The sequence below is a fragment of the Vibrio amylolyticus genome, assembly GCF_023145695.1.
In the GTDB taxonomy this organism is placed as follows: domain Bacteria; phylum Pseudomonadota; class Gammaproteobacteria; order Enterobacterales; family Vibrionaceae; genus Vibrio; species Vibrio amylolyticus.
Genome location: NZ_JAJHVV010000006.1, coordinates 321,349 through 345,590, shown reverse-complemented (window position 1 = coordinate 345,590; position 24,242 = coordinate 321,349). Strand labels below are relative to the sequence as shown.

The following is a 24,242-nucleotide window of genomic DNA, read 5'->3' as shown; positions in this document are numbered from 1 at the left end:
ACATTAACACCAAAAACAACAAGATTAGGACAAATGGCAATTATTGATGAACAAACCCAATTTGATGTAGATGAATTAGCAGCTAGCGTTGTGGGCATAGCTGCCGATATCGGTAAACACGATTCGGGGATGCACCAGCATGAGAAAGGTCAACTACTTTATGCCCCTCAAGGATGTATGAGCTTTGCTTTAGATAACTCAATCTGCATTTTGCCGCCGACAAAAGCTGTCTGGATTCCGCCATACACCCAACATCAAGCGATGATGACGAACGTGGTGGCTTATCGTTCAGTATATTTCGATTGCTCCGTTTTTGAGTGTCCTAGTAATATAACTATGATAGAAGTGAACGCTTTGCTTAAGGCTCTCATTGATAAGATGGCACTGTGGGCATGGGATAAACCTGAAAATGAACAGCTAAAGACGACGGCTCTTTTTTGGGAAGAGTTCTATGAGGCTAAATGTCATTCTTTTCAATTACCCATGCCCTCAGATCGTCGATTAAAAAGATTCCGCCAACAAGTGATGCAAGAATTCTTTTTGGTGCCGCCTCTTACCACACTGGCTCACTCCGTAGGTGCAAGTACCAAAACTGTCACGAGATTATTTAAAGCAGAAACAGGGATGTCTTACCAAGATTGGAGGCAGCAATGGCGCTTGTTAAAGGCAATAGAATTACTATCTAGAGAAATGCAAGTTAGCGATGTTGCCAATTGGCTGGAATTTTCTTCTGATAGCGCCTTCATCGCCTTTTTCAAGTATCAAACAGGGAAGACACCATTAAGTTTTATAAAAAGCCGTACCGTTCCTCTTAAGTGAGCTAACTCAGTATAGATTATTACTGAACAAAAGCGTGTTAGACGGCATTCTCGGAACAATCTTCTGACAACGTAAAAAACTCGCTATTGACGACATAGTCGTTTACGTGCTTGTTAAAGACCAATTAATCTTCAAATAAACCTAAGTTTTCATTCACATAGTCCATCACTTCATCATAGAAAAATTCGTCGATTTTACCCGCAATGACATAACAAAGTAGATAAGATGATACAAAGTGAAATCTGTATTGTTTTTTTGAATTGGAATCGAATGACCAATCTGTTTCTACTTGTTCATCAATTTCATTGTTCATCATTTCAAACAACGCATCATTGCTCATTTGATTTCGTTTAGCATAGAGAACTGATGCCAATTGGTACATGTTTTCCTTGGAGATTTCACCAAAAGAAATAGCAGACAGTGCTTCGTCTAATGCTTCATTCGCCTCTATAAGCCACTTTTCCATCGACTATCTCTCCGTTATTCTCGAATTGGCATATAACTCCCGCCTAAACCGTGAGTAACGCTCCACCCACGCCAAATTTAACACCGTAATCACTAAAACCTACATTGATACCAAAAGCGCCGAGCGTTACGAATCGGCTTGAAGCGTTTGTTATATTATAGCTGATCGACTCCACCATTTGGGTGCTTACATCGGCCAATCCTTCTGAGCGCTAAAACCCACCCCGTGAAGAAGCCATACTTATTAAGAGCAAGGATCGCATACTCAGAACAAGTAGGTTCAAACAAACATGAATCACGAAACCGTCTAGGTGCGATCAGACGATAGAGATAAATTAATTTTAACGATACATTTACTAACACTACTTTTCTTTTCGAAATGTAATCACGTAGTAGCTATTATTTTGAACTTTCTTACCAAATAGAGAATCCATGCACCCTGGTTGCACTTGAACCCCTATACTGTCTACTCGCTGAAATTCCCACCCATCATCGGCGTACTCATTAACTACTCGTTCTAAATAGGCCGCAGCTTCATTGCCTCTATGAGATTTCATTTCAACGGCTATATTGGGTGGAGTTTGTACCATTTTATATTCAAACATAATCACTCCTCCTGAATGGTAAAAAATTTAACGCTTATTAGACGGAATAATTCCGCTTTTGCTTTCCCTCTATCTTGCTCAAGCATCATAGGTAACTCACTATGTATCAATGCTTTATTTGAAGTTTGATAGAGGATTACGAAAAAATCCCGTCTTGTAAGCCAAGGCTGTTCGTTAGTTGTTTTGGCTTAATATTGAGTTACAAAAACATATCAGGCTAGCGCTCCGATAAGCTTTGTTCCAAGCACGATTGAGCCTTGATTCTTAGGGGGAAAGCAGGACATGAAAAAGTAATAAAATTGGAGAGCTAGATAGACCTTTAAGATCCATCATCTTCTTAACAACAAAAGACCCAAATATTCGCTTTGGCTCTAGCCAACCTTAGCACTTTCATGTGCGCGGCTCAGAAATAAGCAGTAAACCTGCTAGTAAAATGAAGTACAAACTACCCCAGCGCGAATACCATTAAGAAACGCCAAAACGAGGCAATAGTTCAAGTATATCCAAAAATTGAATGAGGACGATCGAAACCCCGAATGAGAAAACAACAAAAAGAGCGCCGTTTCCACCCGCAAATCGATATTGACTAGCACTTGAGCTAGGTTGAGTTTCAGTATTAGATCCCATCAGAGAATCTTTACGCAATTTTCTCACTATCAGAACTGGGATTATACATGTCCAGGTAGCTGCAAATGGAGCTACATATCCAATCGAGATAAGAAACCCCATCGGATAAAGTAGAGAGCATATCAATGGTGGTAAAAATGTTACAGCCCATGTTTTGGTCCTATCAATACGAGAGTTTCCAAACTTAAAAACGTCAGCAAGAAAGTCAAATAGCCCTAGCCCCACACCGATAAAACTCGACAAGATAGCCGCTGATGAAAATGAACCGATCACAATAGTTAATGCTTCATCCTGCAATCCCTCAATTATCGCCAACATCAAAGAGTCAACGTTGCCACCAGCAGCATTAATGTCCCAAAAGCTAGATCGCTCTATATTGCCGTAAATACTGAGTACCCAAATAACATATACTGCCAGTGCGATCAGAGCGCCACCGACTAACGCTCTCTGAGCGACATATTCATCACGATAATAGTCTCGCATTGTCGAAACAGCGTGATGAAACCCAAACGCTGCAAGAGCAATAGGCAGGAATGAAAGTACATATTTGCTTTGGGATCCGCTAGGATCGTAATACATCAGAAAGTCGACATTGATGTCCTTTACAAGGCCTAAAATAGCGAATATAAAAGTAAACACCATCACCAAGAGTAGTACAAGTGATGCTCTATCAACCCACTTTGTAGAGTGCCAAATTAAGAACGAAAATACCAAGACAAACAACACTGATGCAACAGGGGCATTTATGCTTACATATTCCTCTAAAATCAGTCCAGAAACGGTGATATATGCATAGAGAAGGATCACTCCAACAAAATAGACTGCCAAATTATTTATAAGCGCAATGCGATTACCCAATATATCTTTAGTCACGGTCGAATAAGATGAACGATATGGGTAAGCCTTTAGGGCTTCTAACAAAATACACCCGCTTGAGATCATAATGGCCATGACGCCTAAAAGGGTGAGTATTGACCAAATAGTCCAAGCGCCCGCTCCAGCGGCAGGGAGAGTTAGCGTGCCAGTGCCGACACAGATGCAAGCAATTATACTGCACCCTCCCAATAACTTAGGTTTTTTGCTTTGTTTTTGATTAACTGACTCATTACCAAACATATTATCCATTATTAGCTCCACTTAATTTTAATTCTTCATCAGATTCACCTCCGCCCATACCAAGACAATAACTTAAGAACTTACTCACTCCTCAAGATCTCAAGATGCTACCAATATCTTGCGAACAGATGGTCGCACGTATCAAGAGTTAGAGGTCCTAAATAATGGTTATTTATTGCTGGTATATACTTGCTATCAACGCTAAAGGACGTTGAATATATAAATGCTACGAGTAGCGGTGATGAGATAAAATAGATTTCGTAGAGATATCACCACCTGCTAAAATGAATAAAGTTTTAAGAAGGTCAGAATTAGCCTATCGGCAACAAGACAGCAAAACCACTCTTTGTTGAATATGACCTAGGGTATATAGCAAATTAATTACCGATTATTTACTACCTCACTCAGTACTATCGTGTCATTTTAGCCATGTAAATAGCGAGACGGGACTAACCTAGTTCAGGTCTGTGTCAAGCAACGACTACTCGGCACCCTCACCCCGTCATCCTATTTACTTGAACGCAGCATTAACCGTACGTTAAACAAACCCGCCCTTTGCTTTACTTACACTCACTGCTGCATCGGCGATGGAGCACCTCATTAAAGAGTACTCCATCGCCTCTTTTCTTTCGATTTATCTTAATGAACACTGAAACGAATCGATCGAAAACCAAATTAACCTGAGCATTAGTTAGCCTGAACATGGCGTTCAGGATTTGAAACGACCGATCCTCACTTATAGAAAAAGCGAACGGCTCTCTAATCCTATAGAGGACGTGGTTCAAAGGTGCGCTCAACGAGAGTTCTTAAACAAAAGCGATCCAAATGGGCCAAGTCGATGCGTTCACGAGACAAGCGTCAAAATGCCAAGGGTAGCGAGTAAACAAGACGCCATTTTTCTTTTAAGGTGAGTATGTTCATTTAAGACAAAGTAGCCAAAAATCATATCCAACATAAAGGCGCATTGAAACAAAGCCATAACGACACTAAAGGCGCTCATGTTGAGCACTTTTAATAACAGGTAGTAGCTTATAGAGCCACAAGCGGCTGTTATCATTGCATTTAGCGCGACCTCTTTTATCAAATCATAACGAATTTTAAAGAGTATTGGCGTTAAAAGAGCCGTCCCAGAAAACCCGATAAACAAGATCACGCTGGAAGGTAAATACTCGGTTAGTGTTTTATCAACGCCCATCGCTATGGTTAGAAATATCGGGGCGAGCCAAGCGTGTAAATGAGTCAATAAACGGAGGCTTACTTGGCTGGGTTTACCGATGAGCATTGACGCAAGCAGTATCAGCAGCCCTCCTAAGACTTGCAAGGAGGTCAGACTCTCATTAAAAAAAACAATGCCGAACAGAACGCTCCAAACCACCTTGGTTTTTGAGATAACAGAAACAATGCCTAATTCCGTTGAAGCGCGCGCTCTGAACGTAGAGTAAGCAAACCCCATCCAGGAGAAAATACTGGCAAGGATCAAAAACGCGAGCGCCCACGGGTTAGTCTCATCATCGAATAGTATGCGAGCATGGCCTAATTCAATAGCCATAAATACCCCGACCAAAACGCTGCATGTTATTTGATAGGCGAATAAATACTCATTGCACAATGGCGTCTTTTTTAAACAAATACGTGAAAGCCATTTATCCAATGAGCCCAATAACATAGCCAGGGCCAAAATCGAGTAAGACGTGCTCATTGCTTGTTAATTTCAATCGACGCTTTACACCTTATAAGGTCAAACAGGTTTGTCTCATTGCCCTGCTCCCCTTTTGTAATGGCGACATGATTATAGTCTGTTTCAATTTTGGCGATAACATTTGGAATGACGCTTTGCAGCATAAGCAATTCAAAAATCAATTTGCTTAGAGGGATCCCGGGAAATGGCGTTGTCTCTTGAAAAACCCCAAGCCAGTGCGCCCACCCCCAATCTTCTATAATGTATATGCCTCCTGATTTAAGGTATGGAAAGGAGGTGACAAACGCAGTTTTGGTAGGCTCATATAAATGGCTGCAATCATCGATGATCAGATCCACATCTTTTTTCGGAAAGTGTAGCTCCAGGATTTGATTTAACTTTTCCACATCATCTTGCTTTATTCCGCAATACGGCGTTATCTCAGCATGTGCTGACGCGCCCTTCCTATATTGGCTTAAAACGGGATGCTCTTGACGCTCATCAATACCGACTATGCTGCTGGGGGCAAAAACTTTATCCAACAACACCAGACTAGCACCGTGATACACCCCAAACTCAAGAATGTGTTTAGGCGTTAACGGCGCGCAAATTCGAGCCATTGATTGGGAGAATAACGGGTCTTTAACCAAAACGAAGTTGTTTATTGTGGTTTTCTTTTTAGGGCTACCCCAAGACACTAAATGAAAATGAATCTCTTCAATAGAGAAGTGTTTTTCATCATGCCATAGTAATTTGTTCCAACGATCGTCCATATTGTTCATTTTCGTTCAGGCCTCTGTTTTCGCTAAACAGTCGCCTCAATGTTACCTCGACACCAAATTCACATTTATTAATTTATTATTAATTAGTAAGTTAGACGGATTATTTCAGCTTAAATTGTCCTAAATATTTTTGACGACAATACGCTTATGATGCCGAGATATTTGTTCAGTGAGTATTTATTTATGGGAAAGATGTGGCCTCAGTTGAGAACGCCTTTGGCTCTGGCGATCTTGCAATCCGCCAATCAATTTCCTAGATCTTATTGTAATTTTGACTTAAGGGAGTTCGCGCTGAGTCAAAATCAAATAAGGCAACTTGTACGAGCTGGGGTAGCAGAGCACCGAAGGTATGGCATTTCTACCCAATCTTTAACGAATGAAACTATTCGATGCGAATGGGAAAAAAGTGTCGATGCTGCCAGTGCACTCATTAACGCCTTTGATCGGCAAACTGCCCATGCATCAACTTCTCATCAACGATTAACCTGTTGCGGTGTAGACACCTTCAGCCACATTAAACGCGCCGAGTTTTTTAACATCATAGGGACAACGTTTTCTTTGCTCAAACAGAGCAAAATGGCGTCTCAACAGTTTCGCGAGTCTTACGCTAACACTGAGGGGGGCGAAACCCGGTGCGTGATAGTGAAGACAATGAGAGAAACGATGCTTTCAGCAATAGGAGGGAAGCAAACAGTATTTCATCATCTGGTCGCTTTGGGGTTAGAGAAGCGACATCTCATTAACGACAACGACAACGACAACAAGATTACTGGCTAAACTCTTAACTCACCAAGTGAATAGGCCTCCGTCGAACCTTATGAAGCTCTTAACAGAAGCACTATGTCATTAGTTAAAAGTAAGCCTAAATGAAGAATTTGAAATCAAATTCAATTTCGCACTGGCTCAGAATAGGGAAAACCTGAGCTCGCTATGCCAGCTAGCTCGAAGATGGACACAAACGTTTTAAGTATGTTGGGCTAAAAAGCACTTCGTTCAAATTAAATAAAGTATCTTTAACCTTAAACGTTCGTTATGCGTATTTTCCGATAATACTCAAGAGATCTTCTACAGTATGTGCGGTGTAATCAGGCTGAGACTCCCATAGCTCTGGCTCAGAACGACTGTAACCCGCAGCAACGGCAATTACCTTAGTTTTACCACCAAGAGTCATTTCCAAATTGCGGGCAAACTTAGTATCTGCTTCGTGGTCGCCGATATACATGAGCAATTCGCTGTCCGTGTGACCAAATATTGACTCAACACACTTAATACCCCCAAAGGCATGAGGTTTTTGATTACCATTTGACACATCATCATAGCCGACAATTGCCTTAAATGGAGTATCTATACCATTGCTTTTCAATACACGGCGAATGTTGTTTTGTGAGTTCTGAGAGCAAATACCATGAGGTAGTAGAGAAAATTTATCTACCACAGTCTTGATTCCATCAAACAATGCTACCTCTGTTTTATTTTTCTCTTGATGCTCAGCCCACAAACTCCCAGCTATAATCATTTCATCATGAGTTAAGCCGTAATAATCAACGTAAAGCTCTTGCCAATTTTTAGCACCATGATTCGCTTCATGGTACGAATCCTCATCGTGTAAATACTTCGGTAAATTCTCACCCGTTAAGCGTGGCGCAACGATAGATAGGATAGACTTTGTGATATCAATATTCTTTGGTACGGAATTTACAAGAGTTCCATCATAGTCCCACAGTATTGCATCTAGTTTCATTTTTACCTCTATATTCTGAATAACGTTTAAGCATACAATTTCACTAATTTTTCGAAGAAGCATACGCCAAATTAGGTAGTGAGAAACGCTGCCACCTAACTAATGCATTGTGCTGTAAACACTAAAGTTGATTCAAACCAAAAGTACCAAGCGTTGTGAATCTGCATAAATTTATTGTTATGTTGTTACTTACAACTCATCGATACTTCCATTGCTAAATCAACACGACCTCGTTCCCTCAAAGCCCAACTAGCTTTGGTTGAAGTTAAAGACTCAAAAAATGTTAAATCTGGCTTGTTATCGCACATTACATGCTGGTGAAGCTTTTGAAGATAGTCATTTGACGAAGCTAGAACTACGTTATTCATATGGTCATTAAACTTACCGAAAGAATAGTACCCAATAAATGCAACACCAATTAAAACCCAAGACTTACCCATAACTACACCCTAAAAAGATGGAAGTCTTATCTTAGAGTATTCCTATCGATAATTAGGAATATACGTTATTACAGATAATCATATACGCCTTGCTAAGGTGCGGCTAAACCACTGAACCGAAGCAAAGCCACCGTAAACACTAAACCCAACTGAACCCAAAATGCCAAAGGTTAGCCGGCATTCTTAAGCAATTTATTATGTGTTCAATATTTGACTCTAATTGATACCCCTAGCCAAGATGCGCCTTCACGCTTATTAGCTGTAGAGTGCCAATTCTCAATGAAATCCCACTCAGCGCTAGTACCAGCAATATCTGAGTCAAACCAGTAACCTTGCGCATCGTTGAGTATGTAATGTAGCGAATCATTCACCGAGATAACTGATATCAACATTGTTTTGTCTGGTGTAGACTTGCCTAACGACAACATTTTTGTAGAAACACCTAATTTTTCAATTAGTTCAAATTCGATAGGGAAAGCCCGACGCAAATATTCATTCGTTTGCTCATCTCGAATAATAACCTCACACTCCAGACCAAATTGACGAAGAACATACAGCATAGCTCCTAATGAATTATAGCCAGAATGTTCTATGTAATCAGGGTTCTCGCCGGGAGTAATTATTCCCGTGACTTTATAGAGTTCCAAAGCGAAGTCTTTTAATTCCTTTGAATCACTAATTTCAATAGCAGAGCCCGTAAATGCAACCTCTTTAGCGTCATACTTATGTAGCTCAAAAGACGACGTAAGAGGCAGCTTATTCAAGCTTTTTAAACACGCAACAATACAATAAGCCCCGCAATACAGACTTCCTTCTGGCTGCCTCATCTTTGGAAATATACTCATAACACCCTCGAAATCCATATGAACACATAACGCCAAATTAAGGTGTGAACAACGCTAACACCTTAGCTAACCCATTGTGCCATAAACACTAAACTGGCTTGAAGTGAAAGCGCCAAGCGTTGTGAATCACTCTTAAATTTATTGTTAGAAATTACTTTAGGTTCGTGAAACTCAGTGGTTTTGGGTGGCAATCCCCATAAATGTCTATATCTGTTCCACCATTATTGGGTAAAGCCTTTAAAACCAATGATAGCGCTGACTTTCCGTTGTCCATATGTGAGTCATTGTCATCAAACTCCCACACTTCATAAAACTCAGGGTAGTCATGTGAGACTACATTTATGCCAGTCACTTGACTTGGCTTATAGCCACACATTTGATGAAAACTATCAAGTACATCTTTCAGTACAAGTTTGTCTGCTACTGCAATTGTTTGCCCAGGAGTTCCTGCCATTATTTGGCTAAATACCGACTTTGAATCGGTAGTTTCAACTTCAGCAAGGCGATAAGGTGAATACGATAATGCTAACTTTGAGTTCGCTTCTAATAGCAATTTATCAGCGCTACTCGCTGTAATGGGCATACTCAGACAAAGGGCAGACAAGCCCCAAAAGACCTTATTTTTACGCACGATACATTCCTTGTAATTTCTAACGCCAAATTAAGGTGTGAACAACGCTACCACCTTACCTAAACCATTGTGCCATAATCACTAAACTGGCTTGAAGTGAAAGCGCCGAGCGTTGTGAATCACTCTTAAATTTATTGTTAGATTAAATTGCCTAATTTGCTCACATAATTGTTTAGTTGTTAAGCATAAGAGGCAAGCTTCACCTAAACTGTGTTTCCTAAATAGAAATAATGAGTTATTCCCAATTATGAGTATACCTGTACGTACCTTTTTCACCATATTCATCGCTTGCCTTATGGGTGTTTCGCTACAAAGCCATGCAACTGGAATAGAGCCTTTAGTTGGAACATTAAAAAACATATATGTTGCAAGTTATCATCATGGTTCAAGTTGCTTGAGTTTGTCTGAGAAGGAATTCGACAACGCCCTTCTCTCTGAAATCAATAGTAGAGGCGTGGAAGCAATAGACAAGCACCAATATTTCGATATTTCGCTTCAAGAAGCTAGCAGCTATAATGCATATGGACGGTACGGCGTAAATTTGTTCACTCAAAAGCTAGACAACAATCTATGTGTTGCACATATTGAGGCTAGATTGTCCTTCGATGTTAAAGCTCTGATACCTTACACACAAGATCAAACAACCCAAATTCACCACTCTTTCATTATTAATAACCAAATTCTAGTTGGGGAAGCCGAGAAAATCATGCTCGAAATAGAAGAGTTTAATGCAGTGTCAGCAAAACTATTGACCAACTATGTATTACGTTACAAGCAAAAAACGTTATCTAAATACCCTGAAGTTAAGCACCATTTTGGCGAATAAATCTAACGCTTATTAGACGGAATAATTCCATTTTTATCTTTCCGTCTATCTTGCTAAAAGATTATATGCAACTCAAGATATATCAATGCTTTATTTCAAGATTGAGTAGAGGATTACGGAAAAAGTCCGTCTAGTAAGCTAGGAACTTTTTAATAGCTGTATTTGTTTAATTTTGAGTTACAAAAACGTATCAGTTCTTGCAATCTAAGAAGCTTTGGGGAATTTTCGTATTTCATGTCCCATCAGAAAACCTCTAACATAGAAACCACTTTCACCCATCACTACAAGTAACTGTTCAAGCTAAGATTGAGCATAAGCGTTAACTTATTCCAGCGTAACAGTCTTAAAAAACCTTGGTATCAATACGCTGTCCTCCTCATTTTTTATTCGACTTCTCGTGATTCAGTCTCATTAACATCATTGCTACAACTACAAGTGCCATTGCTACCTATTCGAATGGACTGTACATTCGCCTTTGAAACCACTCAATCAATGCTAGCCAGACGAACGCCAAATTAGTTAATACAGAAGCCCGTGCAGGCGTTTCTACAAACTAGCCGCGAAAACTAATACTTGGATCCGCAATGCCGCTATGCCACTCACCGCAAATACCAACCACCAGCTGATAGGTAGAACCGGCTGATAGAGAAGCATTAGAATTTAATCAAGTGAGCGATAAATAGCATTACACCCATTCGTTCTCCACAACTCTTGATTAACTAGCTTCCAATCGAAATAAAATGCCTTTTTTTGCTCATCTTTTTCAACTTCGAATGCTTTGTCGGGTTCAGACATTTTAGCGACCATATAGCCTAACAATATCTGACGGTCTTGCAGCATTTCTAAAAACGTTTGCATCACCTCATCATTAGCTTGAAGCTGCAACTCTAGGATTTTGTCCGTATTCGCTGTAATTTCTCTGTAAAACTTGGACATTGCCTTTTGGGCTTGTCCATCTGATTTAAAATTACCTAACGTGACATCCAAGCATTTCGCATAGTCCTGATTGACCGTATAAAGCTGCTCCGCTGAATAAAGAACAGCATGGCTACTTAGAGGCACCACCAGCACAAACAAACTAAGACTAGAGATAAACTTCATATGTTTTTCCTCAAACGTATAACGCTTAGCTAACTCGTACGAAACCTTGGTATATACTTTTTTCGAAGCAAAAATGCCACCAGTTACAGCGTCACACAAATCACTTTATTAGCCGTATGACTAAGAACCAAATGGTTTAGCTGAAATTATCATATAGCTGATTGCGTCAATCAGGCGCTCTGCTTTGCTTAAACTTCTTGTATAAAAAAGTTTTACCACGAGATTTTCATCGTTTTTCATTTGAACGATATACCAATCGCTCTTACTGAAAAGTTCCAAGGCAGATATGGAATTGAAATAGTATCTTGAGCTAATGTCAGATGCTTCTATTTTTAAAGAAGATAACACCATGCCTGAATCCTCATTAATATTGCTCATAGTGTGACTACTGGTTTTTAAACCGTCAGATAAACCAATATACGAATCGGTGACAACTATGTCTTCAGGTCTGTAATTTAAAGGCTGTTCCATAACAACCTGCTCAATGATTTTTACAGCGGCTTCTCCACTTAGCTCTAGCTTGGCGGAATAAGGCATATGTTTAGCGGCACAACCAGATAAAAACAGAAGTAAAAAGACAAAACAATTTTTCATCAAAACATTACCTTTAACAATCAATAACGCCGAGTAGAGCTTAAAGTTACAAACACAGTTAACGGCAAGCTAAGGTGTAAACAACACTTGCACCTGACCTACACCATTGCGCAACGAACACTAAGTTAGCTTGAAATTAAGGCACTAAGCGTTGTGAATAACTCTTAAATTTATTGTTATACCGTTACTTGTAGCTAGACTTAAGTGTTTGAATTTCGTTTTCGTACTTGCTAGTTATCTCTTTAATTTCCTTGTCTCTCTTACGCTCAATTTCTTTAATTTTTCGATCTAAATCAGGGTTGCTATTTACCACGAAATCACATCTATCAGCAGTCTCCTTCAATGCCTTAGCAGATCCAGACAAACTAAAGCTTTGGTTCATTTTTAGTTGATTATACACATGGATGTTAACAAGCAGCTTGTTGCCACTTCGAATGCTATTTAATAACGACTCAGGAAAGCTCTTAATAACTCCGCTCTTATATGAATTCGAAAATGTTTTTCCTTTTAAATTGTAGACTTCACCATCATCAACACGCATTTTAATTGCGACTCTACCATTACTTGGTGTTGCTACATTTTCCTTGCTTGCGAAAGTCAGCATAAAGTCTTTATATTTGCCTTTTTGAACATCACACCTGAACCCAATAGAGCTACCACGATTAGAAGTATATTGCTCATACACTTTTACATCGTTCATTTCATCACTCCAGTTGTTCGACTTAAACGCTGCCGATACCGAATGAGATGCTAATAATGCTGTTACCAAGATAACTAACTTTGTTTTCATTATTACAATTATTCCTATACTACATTTTCGAAAAGGACACGAAGGAATAGCGCCTGAATAACACGTTTTCTCCCACGAAGATAAATTTTGAACTTGCTATTTACTACGGTAAATCCAAAGAAATCTAGAATCACGAATGTAAAAATCTTTTTGGTGTGTTTTTATGAGCTAATACCTATCACGTGTAAAAGGTGTATTTCCTCTCCACTAAAAGGGCTAATAGCCAACTCTACCAAACAATTTAAAACTACTACTGGTTTAAGCATTGAATAGATATAATCCACATTATCCTGATTACCAAATATTGCGAAATTATACTCGCCACCTGGAATTGATTGCTCTATATTCGAAACAGCTAGTTTCCCTGAATTTTTATATTTATTAAAATCAAAAACTTCACATTCTAATTCAATAGTGTCTTTTTGAATCATTGTAGGCACATCAAATTGCTTAGCATCATCAACGCCTAAATAGATGTCCATTTCTTTGGATTTTACTTCACCTGCAGAAATTTCATTTAACTTGTCAGTTCCAAGCATATGAGCTAGTTCTTGATAGTTAGATAAGGCTAGCTTACCGATCTGTATTACTGTCCCATGATAATTATGAACTTCATTACCAATTGTAACCTTTACATCTCCATCATTATTGAATTCATATGTCGGCTGCTGGCCTTTTTGGACAGCACTACAAACTGTTTTTAAAAATTTAAATGTATCTTTTGTTGCGTCCCATAAGTTTTGCGGTCCATAAGCCGAGACAAGAGGAAGACCAAGTTGCACACCTTGTAAAGCAATATCAAAATAAGTAAGAAAAGAACCATGTCGAAATTCTGTTGCTTGTAAAAAATACTTTTCACGTTCTTTTGCAGTTATCCGCTTTGAGCCAGTAATTCCTAAATAAGATTTATCTACGATGCGTTGAAATTGATCCAATGCAGCGACAGCAATATGAATTGGAACACCATGATCCAATTTTTCACCATCAATTTTAAACTGCATTTCACTCATATAGATTCCTTATTATTATAATTTTTTCGTAGTTCTGAAACGCCACATTAAGGTCTGAAAACGCAACCACCCTACCTAACGCATTGTGCCATAAACGCTAAACTGGCTAAAAGTGAGAGCTCCAAGCGATGTGAATTACTCAACTAAATCCTCATACGGGGTATTGAACAACATAAAATCAAGGATTTTCACGCCCTCAGGATCTGGTGCACGATAGTCGGTAGCATAATAGCCAGCATTCGAAGGCATACCTGGTAAAAAGTACCCCACCCAAGTCATCTTTGCCTTTGGATAATTAACTAGTACAACTTCGCTAACCGCAGCTATCTCTTCTTTTGATGGAAGGCGCTTGTTTACTAATTCTATCTCTATGTCGACGCTAAGCTTGTCATTAACCTGATAATAGTTAGCTTGTCTTATAGAAAATTGAACATTTTCACCATTAAACGTAATGGTTTCAGCAGCACTAGGGAGAGACAGAAAAATAGCTAGCCAAAGATACAATCGTTTCATTAATACCTCCAATTCACATAACGCTTATTTAGGTGTGCTTGCTTACTTTACAGCGCGACGTTTGTTGAACACCTAACCGCTTGTTACACCGCTAACCTATGCCCATGCCATACGCGAAACAAATAATTTATGTTTAATAATTAGTCACTAAATGGGGCAAGCCAGAACTGGCGAAGGCGAAGATGGATGGAAATGAGTTTTGGAAAATAGAAGTTTCGCGACTCATAAATAACGATGGGTATGGAAAGTCGCTTAGGTTGGTGTTCAGTATTGATGGTGCAGATCAGGGCTGTATTGGATGGGGATACAATACAGCCCGCTTTTCATTGGTGTATACAAACGAAGTGAATATGCGATTATCAATAGGTTGGGCCGAGTAGTAACACAGAAACATTTCTTTTTTACTTTCGTTACCCACGCGATCTATTAATCGCTCTACAGGCTTGCATAGCATTTGTAGTTATCGTGTTGTTACATGTCTACTTGCGTAAATCTCGCATTGAAATGCCTCAACACAGGCGGCTCATAAGAAAAAGCTAACCCTCTTATTTGGCTTGCGTTTTCCTTCACTATAGAAAAAGCCTTAATGATATAATCCATATGAGACTGAGTGTAAGTCGCTCTTGGGATCGTGATACGTAATAACTCAGCAGGACACGGCAGTTGCACTCCTGTTTTTGGATCACGCCCGAGTAGCAATGAACCAATTTCTGGCGTTCGAATTCCAGCAATTAAATACAGTTCATTGGCTAACGCCATTCCGGGAAATTGTGTCGGGGGAATATGAGGCAGTAATCTTCCAGCGTCTACAAATGCAGCATGGCCACCGGGTTGCTGACAGACAACCCCTATCTTTTCTAACCCTTCAACTAAGTATTCGATCTGTTTTACTCTATATTCAAGCCATTCTTGTCGCATCGATTCATACAGTCCAACAGCCAACCTTTCCATTGCGCCGCCTTCTAGTCCGCCATAAGTTGGAAAACCCTCCAAAACCACACATAAGTTTTGGCAGTCTTTAAAGACGTCCTCATATTGACGATTTTTGAAACTCAGTAAACCGCCCATAGGTACCATTGCATCTTTTTTTGCCGACATAGACATTAAATCAGCGTATTCAAACATCTCTTTAGTAATCGCCTCAATACTTACATTTTCATACCCAGGCTCTCGCTGTTGGATAAAATACGCATTTTCAGCAAAGCGGGCACAATCAAGGACAACGGGGATCTCATATTCTTTTGCTATGGTGTACACACCTTTAAGGTTAGCCATGGATACGGGTTGTCCACCGATTGAATTGCATGTGATCGTACTAACAATGTACGGGATATTGTGGGGGCCATGCGTTTCGATGGTATCGCGAAGTCTTTCTAGATCAAAGTTGCCTTTAAATAGGCCATCTACGCTAGTGTCAAATGCTTGGTCAGATGGGGTATTTTTAATCGTGCAGCCATTTATTTGCGCATGAGCCTGCGTGGTGTCGAAGAAAAAGTTTGAGATCACTACCATCTTACTTTTATCTAAACCGTGGTGAGTTTCTCTGTATTTGATCAAGTTAGGAACATACAATTGCTCTGCGCCCCTTCCCTGATGAGTAGGAATCGTCAAAGCATAACCAAAAATATTAGTGACAACTGACTCCAGTTTTCGAAAGCTTTTACTGCCACTATATGCTTCGTCACCGAGTAGCATCGCCGCTTGCATTGATTGAGTAACCGCACCCGTCCCACTATCCGTCAAACAGTCGATATAGACATCTTTACTGTCCAACAAAAGCGTATTTAGACCAGCTTGTTCCAATGCCCTTACTCGATCCGTTTTAGAAATTCGAGTAATAGGTTCAATGACTCGGATTCTAAATGGTTCGGGTAAATGAATAGAATCGCTTAACATCGGATCATATAGTTCTGCTTTCATATAGTAGACCTTACTGATTGAATTATGAAGTTCATGAACTACCGCTCAAATACAAGTATTTATATCGGTTTCATGCCTAATTTTAGCTTTATGGTAACCGCACCTAAACACATGCTGATTATTCCAAAAGAACAAATACCATAGCTTTCTATTCAAAAATCCAACCTTAATTTATTCATTAATTATAGCACTCGATCCAACAAGGATGACCATGACCAAAAATAAACGGGAGTAAAAACATCGTTCATTACATTGGAAATTAGCCGGTTATCACAGAGCCATATTATGAACGTCTTCTTATATTCGTAATGCTCTAAAGCACAAACTCAACAAAACTTGGAATCACGATTTAGACCAATTAAACACAATTACGTCACTTAAAACGGTGTTTTCGAGTCCAAATACGATTAAATCACTAGCAAGAAAATCGCCAACCACAAAGTACCCATGGAAAATAAACCTTTAATATACAATGACTTGTAAGATTGAAAATATAAATAACCATTAATTATCACTCCTACCTGAAATTAACATGTTACTTATATGTAAAATCCTGTGTAAGGAACACTGAACAAACAACGCTCATTTCTTCTTTTATTATTGGACAAGAAACAGAGCTGCTTCCCTACAATGACACTTGCTACACTAACTAATAACGGAATAATAAGTGACCATGGTTATGACAGACAGCCAAGAAGACATTGATCAACAAACCCAATACCGGCTAGGTAAATGCATTCTTGTAAAAGACGACTCGACCTCCGAAATCCGGCTTCAGAATGGAAAGTCATTTTCACTGACGCAGCCCGAAAGTGCAATTTTACGCTGTTTGTATGAACACAACGGAAACATAGTCAGTAAGCATGACTTGATCATCGCAGGTTGGGGGCGACCCGATATAATCGGTTCTAATTCACTCCCCGTTGCAATGACTAACATTCGAAAAATTCTTAAACTGGCTGAGGTGGAGATTACGAATGTTCCACGGATCGGTTATAAACTAGAGATCCCGCCGATCGAGCTACGTGTCACCCCTTCAATGGACGACACACCTCAGAAGGGAGTAAAAAAATACCAGTTGTCTTATGCATTTAGCATAGTCATTTTCTATGCCGTATTAAGCATGACTGTTTTATGTATATTGTTTGTAAGTACGTCCTGGGTAACTACCCAGTGTACGGTTATTGACATGGTCAACGTATGTTATAACTCAAGGGAAAAACACCAATCAATTGCAATACCTAGCACATTATCAGCCCAACCTAATGACACTTTCTATTTAAGTGGTCAAAACTGGATTAAGGTGGAAAATAATGAATGACTTTCGAACACGGTTCTCACTCACCTTATTGGTATTGATGTTTTCTGTTTTTCTTTTTGGTGCGTTCGGTGGCTATGTGAGCAATTTTGAAATAAAGATCAATCTGAAGCATCGTCACGCTACGATTGCCGCTAACCGTGGTTATGTCTCCGCGCTACATACTCAGGAAGACGATCAGGGCAATATTATTTCCCAATGGCGTATTAATTCTTATCAGTTGATGTTTGGGAGCCAATGGATACGGATATTTGAAACTAGAGAGCTTGTCGTAGGCAACCTCGAGGATAACAATCATGTCAATGTCGAAAACTTGCTCAACGAAAAATTGTTTGCCCGCTTCACAAAAATTGATCGAGTGGGTGACCAAGTATACCTTTGGGAGAATTACACTACCCCGACTGTTTATGTCGGTAAAGTACACGGTATTACGAGCCTTAGTGAGTACATAAATAGCCTGTAATTCCTCGAAAAATATTTGCTAAACCATTACCTAAGTATGGCTGGGTAATGGTTGAATTTTTTAATAACTTATTGATCGCCAAATGATCAGTGACTATATAATATCATCGTTATTTACAGCCCTGCATGACACAAGACCCTGAACCTTAGAATCCATGCGAACAAGATCGGCACTTTCCATGTTTGTATTTGCCCCTATGGTCCAATCACCAAAGCGATCATAACTTGTAATCAGCATCAACATACTGAAGTACTGCTCTTTGCCACCCTTTATAAGAATACGTCTATCATGATCGACAACTAAAGCACCATTACCCGCATCTAGAGTTGATACATAATCGTATACCCCACCTTCAGCCCTAGTCACCACTTCTTCATGAACGCTGTAGATAGCTATCGGTTGTTTGATGATTGCTGAATAGTCCATAACCCGAACAGTGAGCTTTTCACTTCTTTTATCCCCCCTTGTCGTTGAAACCTCGCTAAAAAAAATCGCATTCTTAGCCCTTGGGTTATTGTTATCGCGTATGACTTTATGCTGTAACATTGGTTCTTTGTTAAAGTACACGTTAGCGTGGTCTCGATTAAACGTATTTTGTAGCGTCACGAGTCGCTGTCTAATTTCATCACCATACGTCTCAAATATTTGCCTAATCTCCGCTTCCCAATCAAATTCATCTGCCGCCCCCATTTTGGATACAATCCCAAGTTTAATGACACCGCATCGGCGGTCACTATCCATTGAATCAATCGTACATCTGAATCCTTGAGACATTGTAATACTTGCTCCACATCGATAAGTGTCTCCTTCTGACATATTTAGGGGTGGAATGCATACAATGGTGTTTTCAGATTCAAACGTAGCCAAATCATTTGTACGATCATCTGCGACTGGTTCGGTTGCCCAACACATTAATGACATTACTAATGGTTTTCCGAGTGATTTCATTATTTCCCCTCTATTGTCTTTATTCTTTTCATTAATGATCGATAACGAGTCAACATTATGTAGAAATAGAACAAAGACCAGCTATTTATAATAATTAATACGAACCATCCACGTTGGATACACATCAATAAATTTCACCCTATTCAAACCAAAACCAATGACATAACGACGATTACTACGTACGAAAATAAATAACCATCATAGACATTAAATAATCTATTAATTACTCCTTACGAATGAACATACGTGGTTATATAGGTTAAAAATCATGCAGTAAAGGCACAGAACCCCTAGCGATAAATAGCGATAAAGTTGAATTATGTTTTAAAAAACGAACTAATTCTAACTTAGGTGAATAACCTGTTACGGAACCAACACCATAACAGTCATGTAAATAAAGTTCATAGCCTTATTAAAATAAGAAATACGGAGTGGATGATGTACACATACGCAGTCCCATCGGAACGTCAAATAGATGTGAATGAATCACTGAAAAACATTACAGATTGGCTGAAAAAATACAATATTCATTCCTCTGTCAAGACGAGTCAAAATGGCTTAGTCGCATCCGTTGAACTATCAAACAACAAAGGCGAATACTTAACGACAGGCGCAGGTAAAGGACCTTGGTCAGTTGTCGGCGCATATTACAAGGCACTCGAACAGATGCTGCTGCAATATCAGTTCATTTCATCAGACACATCAGTCCGATATCTAAGGCATTGGCTAATATCAGAAGAGAGACACTGTGCATGCTTGTTCGGGAATATCTTAACGGAATATGACGACGGCCCCTTGAAATACTCGCGTTATTATTCTCTCACTAACACACACACTTACCTAGTTCCAGAAGTGCTTGTCAACCCCTTTCACACTGAACCTCTTATAGAAACTGATGCATTTCAATTTCTTAAGGCTTACTCATCGAGTAGTGGCTGGGCCTCTGGCTCAACATTCGAAGAAGCCATTTTGCATGGTGCGAACGAGCTTGTTGAAAAACATCATATGAGTGAACTTTATAAGCTGTATATTAGTCATTCTCAATATACTGGTTCGTTCTATCGGGTATCGATACCTTCATCGATATTAGAGATGAATCCGTTATCAACAATAGACCTTGATAAGGTCACACTGATTATGTCGACTACTGAGCTCGGGTCTTATTTTTGTGCTTGTATCCTAGAATCAGATATCAGCCCTATGACATTACGCTCGTCAGGCGTTTCATACTCTAAATACCACGCTATAGAACGCGCATGGTTTGAACTGGTTCAAACCGTCGAATTCTTTAACCCGATTAAGCATGAAAAAGATATCCAATCCGCAAACTTTTTAAATAGTGTTGAGAAACTAAGTAGATTGGTCAAACTTTCAAACTTTAACGATCTGCCAATTAAGGATCTAACCGCTCTTAGGCCTGACTTACACAGCTTTTATTACCATTACAAAAAATTAAATATAGCGATAAATAAAAATCGTTCATCTCTATTATTTCGCACCGCATTCCAAACAAAGAATATATGGTTTGTTTCCGTTTATATCCCCGGATTAGAGCGATTCAATATCATTGACAAAGGTAAGTGGGTCATACCTTTAAGATAATAAAACTCAGAACTATCATTCACTAATTTCACCACGATACATTAATTATTAACAATATGTATTTTGCTATTAAAAATAACCACAACGAAAGGAGCACATATATGCTAACAAACACTGCAAGATCGCGTTATATACTTACAGTCATTATTGGAGTTAACTCGTCCCTAGCTGTCGCTAACGATGTATATAATCACCTTGGAGAACCCATAATGATCGACATTTCACAACTGCATCAAGACCCGGACAGTTATGAAATGATCGATGAAGATGGCCATATCTATATTTTCAATGGCACATACTTCCTAGATGGAAAAATCCCCGACATTGGAACTGACGAAGAATCACTAAATTTTGCACTACCATGTAAAGAAACGTTACTGAAAACAATGAATATTGAAGAGGGGGATAAATTACAGCCAGAAATCAACGATTGCTATATACAGAGGATAACCAATGACGAATATGAAATTGTACCAATAAAATATTTGCCAAAACCGAATCCAGATAAAGCAAATTATTATATGCCTGGTGAAAACAGCTATGGACCACACAGACGACTCGATGTATTTCAGCGGTTAATCATGTAATACGACTCATTGGGAAATCACAGTACGGAAAAGGAATACTATGAAAATTAGATGAGCCTACATACTTGGTCTTTTTAACACGGGTTGGCAAATGAGCGTTGTACCTCTTTTATTAATACATCAAACATTATACCCGCAAAGCCTTTTGCCACCTCTTCATTGGACATCAATCGTTTCATTACCTGATAAGGCCTCATTAAAACAGATCGGTCATCCGTTCTATCATTGCTTTAAGTTGCTCTGTTTTCGGATCTTTTGGTGCGGTACCTGCACTGTGCTTTATCAGCAGAAGCGACGGCGGCGGTTTCGAGGCCTCAACGACTTTATTTCCTTACTATCAAAATGGTTAAAATCGATCTCGTAACCAACAATTCCGACTGCCCCATCGAGTGGGTCTTTCTTATTGATGTCAATCCAGGCGTCTGACACGCGCGGTAACACTTCACGTACAAAGTAGTTCCCGACGGTTTGCGTGAGTGGAACGTTTTCATAATCACGAAGCGCTGGGTTGGCCTCTGGTGTGCCTTTTGCTTTTCCTGATTCATGCAAACACACTTCGGCCTCATCATCGTGTTCCCCAAGGTGTTTTACAATCAACTTTTGCTGCGCCGCTGTTAACTTTGTACCCCCAAAAATACCGGTGATGATCAAGTTTAATGAAGTCAGAAACGTGTCACGCGAGTTCTGTTTTTCTTTCTCAATGCAACTTAAAGCCGCCTTAATATTGCTTTGAACTGAACTCGCTAATTTAAGCCAGGTTTTATCGGCTTGCAATGCAATGAGTCGACTCTCATCCTTTGGGTAAATCGCCAATTTTAATGGGCGATCTACTGTGATTCTTCGGTAACCAAACGCTCGATAATCGACGATCTTGCTGACGTCATTTTCAATAAAGTGACCGTAGGTGTTCACAATGATTTCTATGCCGTCCTCGGTGAGTTCCCGACGCTTACAGCCCAACGATTTGCGCATCGCTTGATAAAATACGTGTTCATCTTTTACTTCATCATCAACGTCTGTGTTTTGAAAAGAAGTACGACCGCCTTTTTTAGCGTGCTCTTTAGTTGCGTTTATAAGCTGAACTTTGCCCTTTCTGTTTGCTGCTTTATGGCTAGATAAAAGCCACACATAGGTAGCAATGCCCGTGTTGTAGAAGATGTCAGCTGGCAGTGCGACGATTGTTTCAAGAAGATCATTTTCAAGAATGTAACGCCTAATCTCACTCTCTCCACTACCTGCGCCACCGGTAAACAACGGAGATCCATTCAAAATAATGCCAATGCGTGAACCACTATCGTTTCGGCTAATTTTATTCGAACGAGGACGCATTTTACTCACCAGGTGCATCAAAAACAGCAATGAACCGTCTGACACACGGGGCAACCCCGCACCAAAACGTCCTCCAAAGCCTTTCTCTTTGTGTTCGTCGTAAATGCACTTTTGAATTTTTTTCCAGCCCACCCCTAACGGTGGATTCGACAGCATATAATCAAACTTCTCTGTACGCAGTTGATCGTTTGATAAGGTATTTCCCAGTTTTATGTTGTCGATATTTTGGCCTTTGATGAGCATGTCGGCTTTACAGATCGCATACGATTCAGGGTTGAGTTCTTGACCAAACGCCGAGAGCTCAGCATTTCTATTAAATTGAAGAACGTATTCCATACTTGATGATAAGAAACCGCCTGTACCGGCGGTTGGGTCGTAAATTGACCGCACCAACCCAGAGTTATTTAATGCTTCTTCATTAGCAAACAGTAACGAGGTCGTGAGATCAACAATGTCTCTGGGTGTGAAGTGCTCCCTCGCGGTGTCATTTGATCTTTCAGCAACGCGCCTGATGAGCTCTTCAAATATAAGCCCCATGCCGTGGTTGTTAAGGGCTTTTGGGTGAAGGTCTGCGGTTGCAAAACGTTTGGCGACTTTATATAGCAGATCCGCTTTTTCAAGTTTGTCGATGGTGTTACAGAAATCGAAGTGATCGAAGATCTCGCGGACGTTTGGGCTAAAAGATTGAATATAATGTTCAAGGTTGCTGGCCACCCCAGTTTCACCGAGCCGATTTAGATCCATTTGAGAGGTGTTGTAAAAGCTTAACTTGGCGATGTGCGTCAGCAGTTTGTTTTGTGCTTCAAACGGCATTTCTTTTATGTCGTCATACTTACTAAGGACGTCGGGCTTATTGGCTTCAAGTACACACTCTAACCGTCTTAATAGTGTGAAAGGAAGAATGATTCGACCGTATTGAGATTGCTTGAAGTCACCGCGAAGAAGATCGGCGACCGACCATAGAAAGGCAGCTCGTGCAGCGAATTGGCTTTCAATTTTCATAGGCGCTCATCAACGGTAATCCGTCGACCTCTATATCAAACGTCTTCATACTCATAAAAATAACCTTGTCATTACCTTTAATGAGCAAATAGGTTAGCCTCAGCGTCTAAGGATGGGTAATTAGTTATGAATAAATTATGCCTTGATAAAACCGCCGCTTTCCGTCTTCAATTTCATTTTTATCCGGTCAATTGAGTCTAATTTTCAAAGTAGACATTCAGCAGCATTTGTTATGCTGGGTAGTTAGCGTGTTTTCTGAGTGTTGCCATTAATTACCCATTAATTACTACACCCACCCTTTAATACCTGTCATCGTTGGCGGTGTGATTAAATGAGCGGGTACAGCCTAGCCTGTGTCGTTCTGCCCAACGACATTCCCACCGTTTGTTTATTCATGGTTGTACGCAGCAATAACAGTATAATACCGCGCAAGGAAGTGCTGTTACATTCTGGTCTCCTTCGACTACTTGCTGTGTTTGGCTACAGAGCG

At 39.8% G+C, this 24,242-nt stretch carries 25 protein-coding genes; 7 read left to right on the top strand and 18 right to left on the bottom strand.

The genetic code is table 11. The features are described from left to right. Positions 1-33 precede the first annotated feature (33 nt). Positions 34-819 (top strand): AraC family transcriptional regulator, encoded by a 786-nt coding sequence (locus tag KP803_RS11850; RefSeq protein ID WP_248009043.1) that lies wholly within the window; start codon positions 34-36, stop codon positions 817-819. 124 nt (positions 820-943) lie between these two features. On the opposite strand, the gene KP803_RS11845 is transcribed toward KP803_RS11850, so the two are convergent. From KP803_RS11845 to KP803_RS11820, 6 genes are all read right to left on the bottom strand, one after another. Next, positions 944-1,285 carry a hypothetical protein gene (locus tag KP803_RS11845; protein WP_248009042.1) on the bottom strand — a complete coding sequence of 114 codons (342 nt, stop codon included), beginning with the start codon at positions 1,283-1,285 and terminating at the stop codon, positions 944-946. A 155-nt stretch (positions 1,286-1,440) separates the two neighbouring features. Next, positions 1,441-1,647 carry a membrane protein insertion efficiency factor YidD gene (yidD, locus tag KP803_RS11840; protein WP_248009041.1) on the bottom strand — a complete coding sequence of 69 codons (207 nt, stop codon included), beginning with the start codon at positions 1,645-1,647 and terminating at the stop codon, positions 1,441-1,443. Beyond that, the gene (locus tag KP803_RS11835) at positions 1,647-1,889 is read right to left on the bottom strand and encodes a DUF4177 domain-containing protein (RefSeq protein ID WP_248009040.1); all 243 of its coding nucleotides are present in this window, start codon (positions 1,887-1,889) and stop codon (positions 1,647-1,649) included. Before KP803_RS11835 ends, yidD begins: the two co-directional genes overlap by 1 nt. Before the next feature lie 465 nt (positions 1,890-2,354). Then, positions 2,355-3,641 (bottom strand): aromatic amino acid transport family protein, encoded by a 1,287-nt coding sequence (locus KP803_RS11830; protein WP_248009039.1) that lies wholly within the window; start codon positions 3,639-3,641, stop codon positions 2,355-2,357. 835 nt (positions 3,642-4,476) lie between these two features. Continuing rightward, positions 4,477-5,181 (bottom strand): EamA family transporter, encoded by a 705-nt coding sequence (locus KP803_RS11825; protein ID WP_248009038.1) that lies wholly within the window; start codon positions 5,179-5,181, stop codon positions 4,477-4,479. A gap of 146 nt (positions 5,182-5,327) precedes the next feature. Further along, positions 5,328-6,083: a class I SAM-dependent methyltransferase gene (locus KP803_RS11820; protein ID WP_248009037.1), complete on the bottom strand. Its 756-nt coding sequence runs from the start codon at positions 6,081-6,083 to the stop codon at positions 5,328-5,330. Positions 6,084-6,275: 192 nt separating this feature from the next. Here KP803_RS11820 and KP803_RS11815 point away from each other — a divergent pair, with 192 nt between their 5' ends. Continuing rightward, positions 6,276-6,869 carry a hypothetical protein gene (locus tag KP803_RS11815; RefSeq protein WP_248009036.1) on the top strand — a complete coding sequence of 198 codons (594 nt, stop codon included), beginning with the start codon at positions 6,276-6,278 and terminating at the stop codon, positions 6,867-6,869. Positions 6,870-7,122: 253 nt separating this feature from the next. On the opposite strand, the gene KP803_RS11810 is transcribed toward KP803_RS11815, so the two are convergent. The 4 genes from KP803_RS11810 to KP803_RS11795 all read right to left on the bottom strand — a co-directional run bounded on the left by KP803_RS11810 (position 7,123) and on the right by KP803_RS11795 (position 9,749). Further along, the gene (locus KP803_RS11810) at positions 7,123-7,833 is read right to left on the bottom strand and encodes an HAD family hydrolase (RefSeq protein ID WP_248009035.1); all 711 of its coding nucleotides are present in this window, start codon (positions 7,831-7,833) and stop codon (positions 7,123-7,125) included. A 185-nt stretch (positions 7,834-8,018) separates the two neighbouring features. Beyond that, the gene (locus KP803_RS11805) at positions 8,019-8,273 is read right to left on the bottom strand and encodes a hypothetical protein (RefSeq protein WP_248009034.1); all 255 of its coding nucleotides are present in this window, start codon (positions 8,271-8,273) and stop codon (positions 8,019-8,021) included. Between the two features lie 203 nt (positions 8,274-8,476). Further along, the gene (locus KP803_RS11800; RefSeq protein ID WP_248009033.1) at positions 8,477-9,118 is read right to left on the bottom strand and encodes a T3SS effector IpaJ family cysteine protease; all 642 of its coding nucleotides are present in this window, start codon (positions 9,116-9,118) and stop codon (positions 8,477-8,479) included. A gap of 151 nt (positions 9,119-9,269) precedes the next feature. Then, the gene (locus tag KP803_RS11795) at positions 9,270-9,749 is read right to left on the bottom strand and encodes a hypothetical protein (protein ID WP_248009032.1); all 480 of its coding nucleotides are present in this window, start codon (positions 9,747-9,749) and stop codon (positions 9,270-9,272) included. Between the two features lie 247 nt (positions 9,750-9,996). Between KP803_RS11795 and KP803_RS11790 the strand changes: the two genes are divergently transcribed. Then, a complete protein-coding gene (locus KP803_RS11790; protein ID WP_248009031.1) occupies positions 9,997-10,575 on the top strand; it encodes a hypothetical protein in 579 nt (192 codons plus the stop codon). Positions 10,576-11,235: 660 nt separating this feature from the next. Here KP803_RS11790 and KP803_RS11785 read toward each other — a convergent pair. The 6 genes from KP803_RS11785 to KP803_RS11760 all read right to left on the bottom strand — a co-directional run bounded on the left by KP803_RS11785 (position 11,236) and on the right by KP803_RS11760 (position 16,503). Next, positions 11,236-11,676: a hypothetical protein gene (locus KP803_RS11785; RefSeq protein ID WP_248009030.1), complete on the bottom strand. Its 441-nt coding sequence runs from the start codon at positions 11,674-11,676 to the stop codon at positions 11,236-11,238. A 120-nt stretch (positions 11,677-11,796) separates the two neighbouring features. Further along, complete coding sequence (locus KP803_RS11780) at positions 11,797-12,270, bottom strand: sensor protein (RefSeq protein WP_248009029.1); 474 nt, start codon at positions 12,268-12,270, stop codon at positions 11,797-11,799. A gap of 184 nt (positions 12,271-12,454) precedes the next feature. After that, positions 12,455-13,060 (bottom strand): hypothetical protein, encoded by a 606-nt coding sequence (locus KP803_RS11775; RefSeq protein WP_248009028.1) that lies wholly within the window; start codon positions 13,058-13,060, stop codon positions 12,455-12,457. A 161-nt stretch (positions 13,061-13,221) separates the two neighbouring features. Beyond that, positions 13,222-14,070, bottom strand: a complete 849-nt coding sequence (locus tag KP803_RS11770; protein ID WP_248009027.1) for a fructose 1,6-bisphosphatase — start codon at positions 14,068-14,070, stop codon at positions 13,222-13,224. Positions 14,071-14,205: 135 nt separating this feature from the next. Beyond that, a complete protein-coding gene (locus KP803_RS11765) occupies positions 14,206-14,583 on the bottom strand; it encodes a hypothetical protein (RefSeq protein WP_248009026.1) in 378 nt (125 codons plus the stop codon). 471 nt (positions 14,584-15,054) lie between these two features. Beyond that, the gene (locus KP803_RS11760) at positions 15,055-16,503 is read right to left on the bottom strand and encodes a tryptophanase (protein ID WP_248009025.1); all 1,449 of its coding nucleotides are present in this window, start codon (positions 16,501-16,503) and stop codon (positions 15,055-15,057) included. 673 nt (positions 16,504-17,176) lie between these two features. Here KP803_RS11760 and KP803_RS11755 point away from each other — a divergent pair. Beyond that, entirely contained in the window at positions 17,177-17,824 is a 648-nt protein-coding gene (locus KP803_RS11755; protein WP_248009024.1) for a winged helix-turn-helix domain-containing protein, read from the top strand. Further along, positions 17,817-18,284 carry a hypothetical protein gene (locus KP803_RS11750; RefSeq protein WP_248009023.1) on the top strand — a complete coding sequence of 156 codons (468 nt, stop codon included), beginning with the start codon at positions 17,817-17,819 and terminating at the stop codon, positions 18,282-18,284. Before KP803_RS11755 ends, KP803_RS11750 begins: the two co-directional genes overlap by 8 nt. A 93-nt stretch (positions 18,285-18,377) precedes the next feature. On the opposite strand, the gene KP803_RS11745 is transcribed toward KP803_RS11750, so the two are convergent. Then, on the bottom strand, positions 18,378-19,232 hold the full coding sequence (locus KP803_RS11745) for a hypothetical protein (RefSeq protein ID WP_248009022.1): 855 nt from the start codon (positions 19,230-19,232) through the stop codon (positions 18,378-18,380). A gap of 438 nt (positions 19,233-19,670) precedes the next feature. Between KP803_RS11745 and KP803_RS11740 the strand changes: the two genes are divergently transcribed. Further along, entirely contained in the window at positions 19,671-20,834 is a 1,164-nt protein-coding gene (locus tag KP803_RS11740) for a YcaO-like family protein (protein WP_248009021.1), read from the top strand. Between the two features lie 209 nt (positions 20,835-21,043). Further along, positions 21,044-21,421 carry a hypothetical protein gene (locus KP803_RS11735; protein ID WP_248009020.1) on the top strand — a complete coding sequence of 126 codons (378 nt, stop codon included), beginning with the start codon at positions 21,044-21,046 and terminating at the stop codon, positions 21,419-21,421. Between the two features lie 282 nt (positions 21,422-21,703). Here the strand turns inward: KP803_RS11735 and KP803_RS11730 are convergent, their stop codons facing one another. Beyond that, positions 21,704-23,752, bottom strand: a complete 2,049-nt coding sequence (locus tag KP803_RS11730; RefSeq protein ID WP_248009019.1) for a type I restriction-modification system subunit M — start codon at positions 23,750-23,752, stop codon at positions 21,704-21,706. Positions 23,753-24,242: the final 490 nt, after the last annotated feature.

Coding starts and splice junctions, on each gene's coding strand:
- KP803_RS11850 (WP_248009043.1), top strand. CDS start 34: ATGGCAATTATTGATGAACAAACCCAATTTGATGTAGATGAATTAGCA.
- KP803_RS11845 (WP_248009042.1), bottom strand. CDS start 1,285: ATGGAAAAGTGGCTTATAGAGGCGAATGAAGCATTAGACGAAGCACTG.
- KP803_RS11835 (WP_248009040.1), bottom strand. CDS start 1,889: ATGTTTGAATATAAAATGGTACAAACTCCACCCAATATAGCCGTTGAA.
- KP803_RS11830 (WP_248009039.1), bottom strand. CDS start 3,641: ATGGATAATATGTTTGGTAATGAGTCAGTTAATCAAAAACAAAGCAAA.
- KP803_RS11825 (WP_248009038.1), bottom strand. CDS start 5,181: ATGGCTATTGAATTAGGCCATGCTCGCATACTATTCGATGATGAGACT.
- KP803_RS11820 (WP_248009037.1), bottom strand. CDS start 6,083: ATGGACGATCGTTGGAACAAATTACTATGGCATGATGAAAAACACTTC.
- KP803_RS11815 (WP_248009036.1), top strand. CDS start 6,276: ATGGGAAAGATGTGGCCTCAGTTGAGAACGCCTTTGGCTCTGGCGATC.
- KP803_RS11810 (WP_248009035.1), bottom strand. CDS start 7,833: ATGAAACTAGATGCAATACTGTGGGACTATGATGGAACTCTTGTAAAT.
- KP803_RS11805 (WP_248009034.1), bottom strand. CDS start 8,273: ATGGGTAAGTCTTGGGTTTTAATTGGTGTTGCATTTATTGGGTACTAT.
- KP803_RS11800 (WP_248009033.1), bottom strand. CDS start 9,118: ATGAGTATATTTCCAAAGATGAGGCAGCCAGAAGGAAGTCTGTATTGC.
- KP803_RS11790 (WP_248009031.1), top strand. CDS start 9,997: ATGAGTATACCTGTACGTACCTTTTTCACCATATTCATCGCTTGCCTT.
- KP803_RS11785 (WP_248009030.1), bottom strand. CDS start 11,676: ATGAAGTTTATCTCTAGTCTTAGTTTGTTTGTGCTGGTGGTGCCTCTA.
- KP803_RS11780 (WP_248009029.1), bottom strand. CDS start 12,270: ATGAAAAATTGTTTTGTCTTTTTACTTCTGTTTTTATCTGGTTGTGCC.
- KP803_RS11775 (WP_248009028.1), bottom strand. CDS start 13,060: ATGAAAACAAAGTTAGTTATCTTGGTAACAGCATTATTAGCATCTCAT.
- KP803_RS11770 (WP_248009027.1), bottom strand. CDS start 14,070: ATGAGTGAAATGCAGTTTAAAATTGATGGTGAAAAATTGGATCATGGT.
- KP803_RS11765 (WP_248009026.1), bottom strand. CDS start 14,583: ATGAAACGATTGTATCTTTGGCTAGCTATTTTTCTGTCTCTCCCTAGT.
- KP803_RS11760 (WP_248009025.1), bottom strand. CDS start 16,503: ATGAAAGCAGAACTATATGATCCGATGTTAAGCGATTCTATTCATTTA.
- KP803_RS11755 (WP_248009024.1), top strand. CDS start 17,177: ATGGTTATGACAGACAGCCAAGAAGACATTGATCAACAAACCCAATAC.
- KP803_RS11750 (WP_248009023.1), top strand. CDS start 17,817: ATGAATGACTTTCGAACACGGTTCTCACTCACCTTATTGGTATTGATG.
- KP803_RS11745 (WP_248009022.1), bottom strand. CDS start 19,232: ATGAAATCACTCGGAAAACCATTAGTAATGTCATTAATGTGTTGGGCA.
- KP803_RS11740 (WP_248009021.1), top strand. CDS start 19,671: ATGTACACATACGCAGTCCCATCGGAACGTCAAATAGATGTGAATGAA.
- KP803_RS11735 (WP_248009020.1), top strand. CDS start 21,044: ATGATCGACATTTCACAACTGCATCAAGACCCGGACAGTTATGAAATG.
- KP803_RS11730 (WP_248009019.1), bottom strand. CDS start 23,752: ATGAAAATTGAAAGCCAATTCGCTGCACGAGCTGCCTTTCTATGGTCG.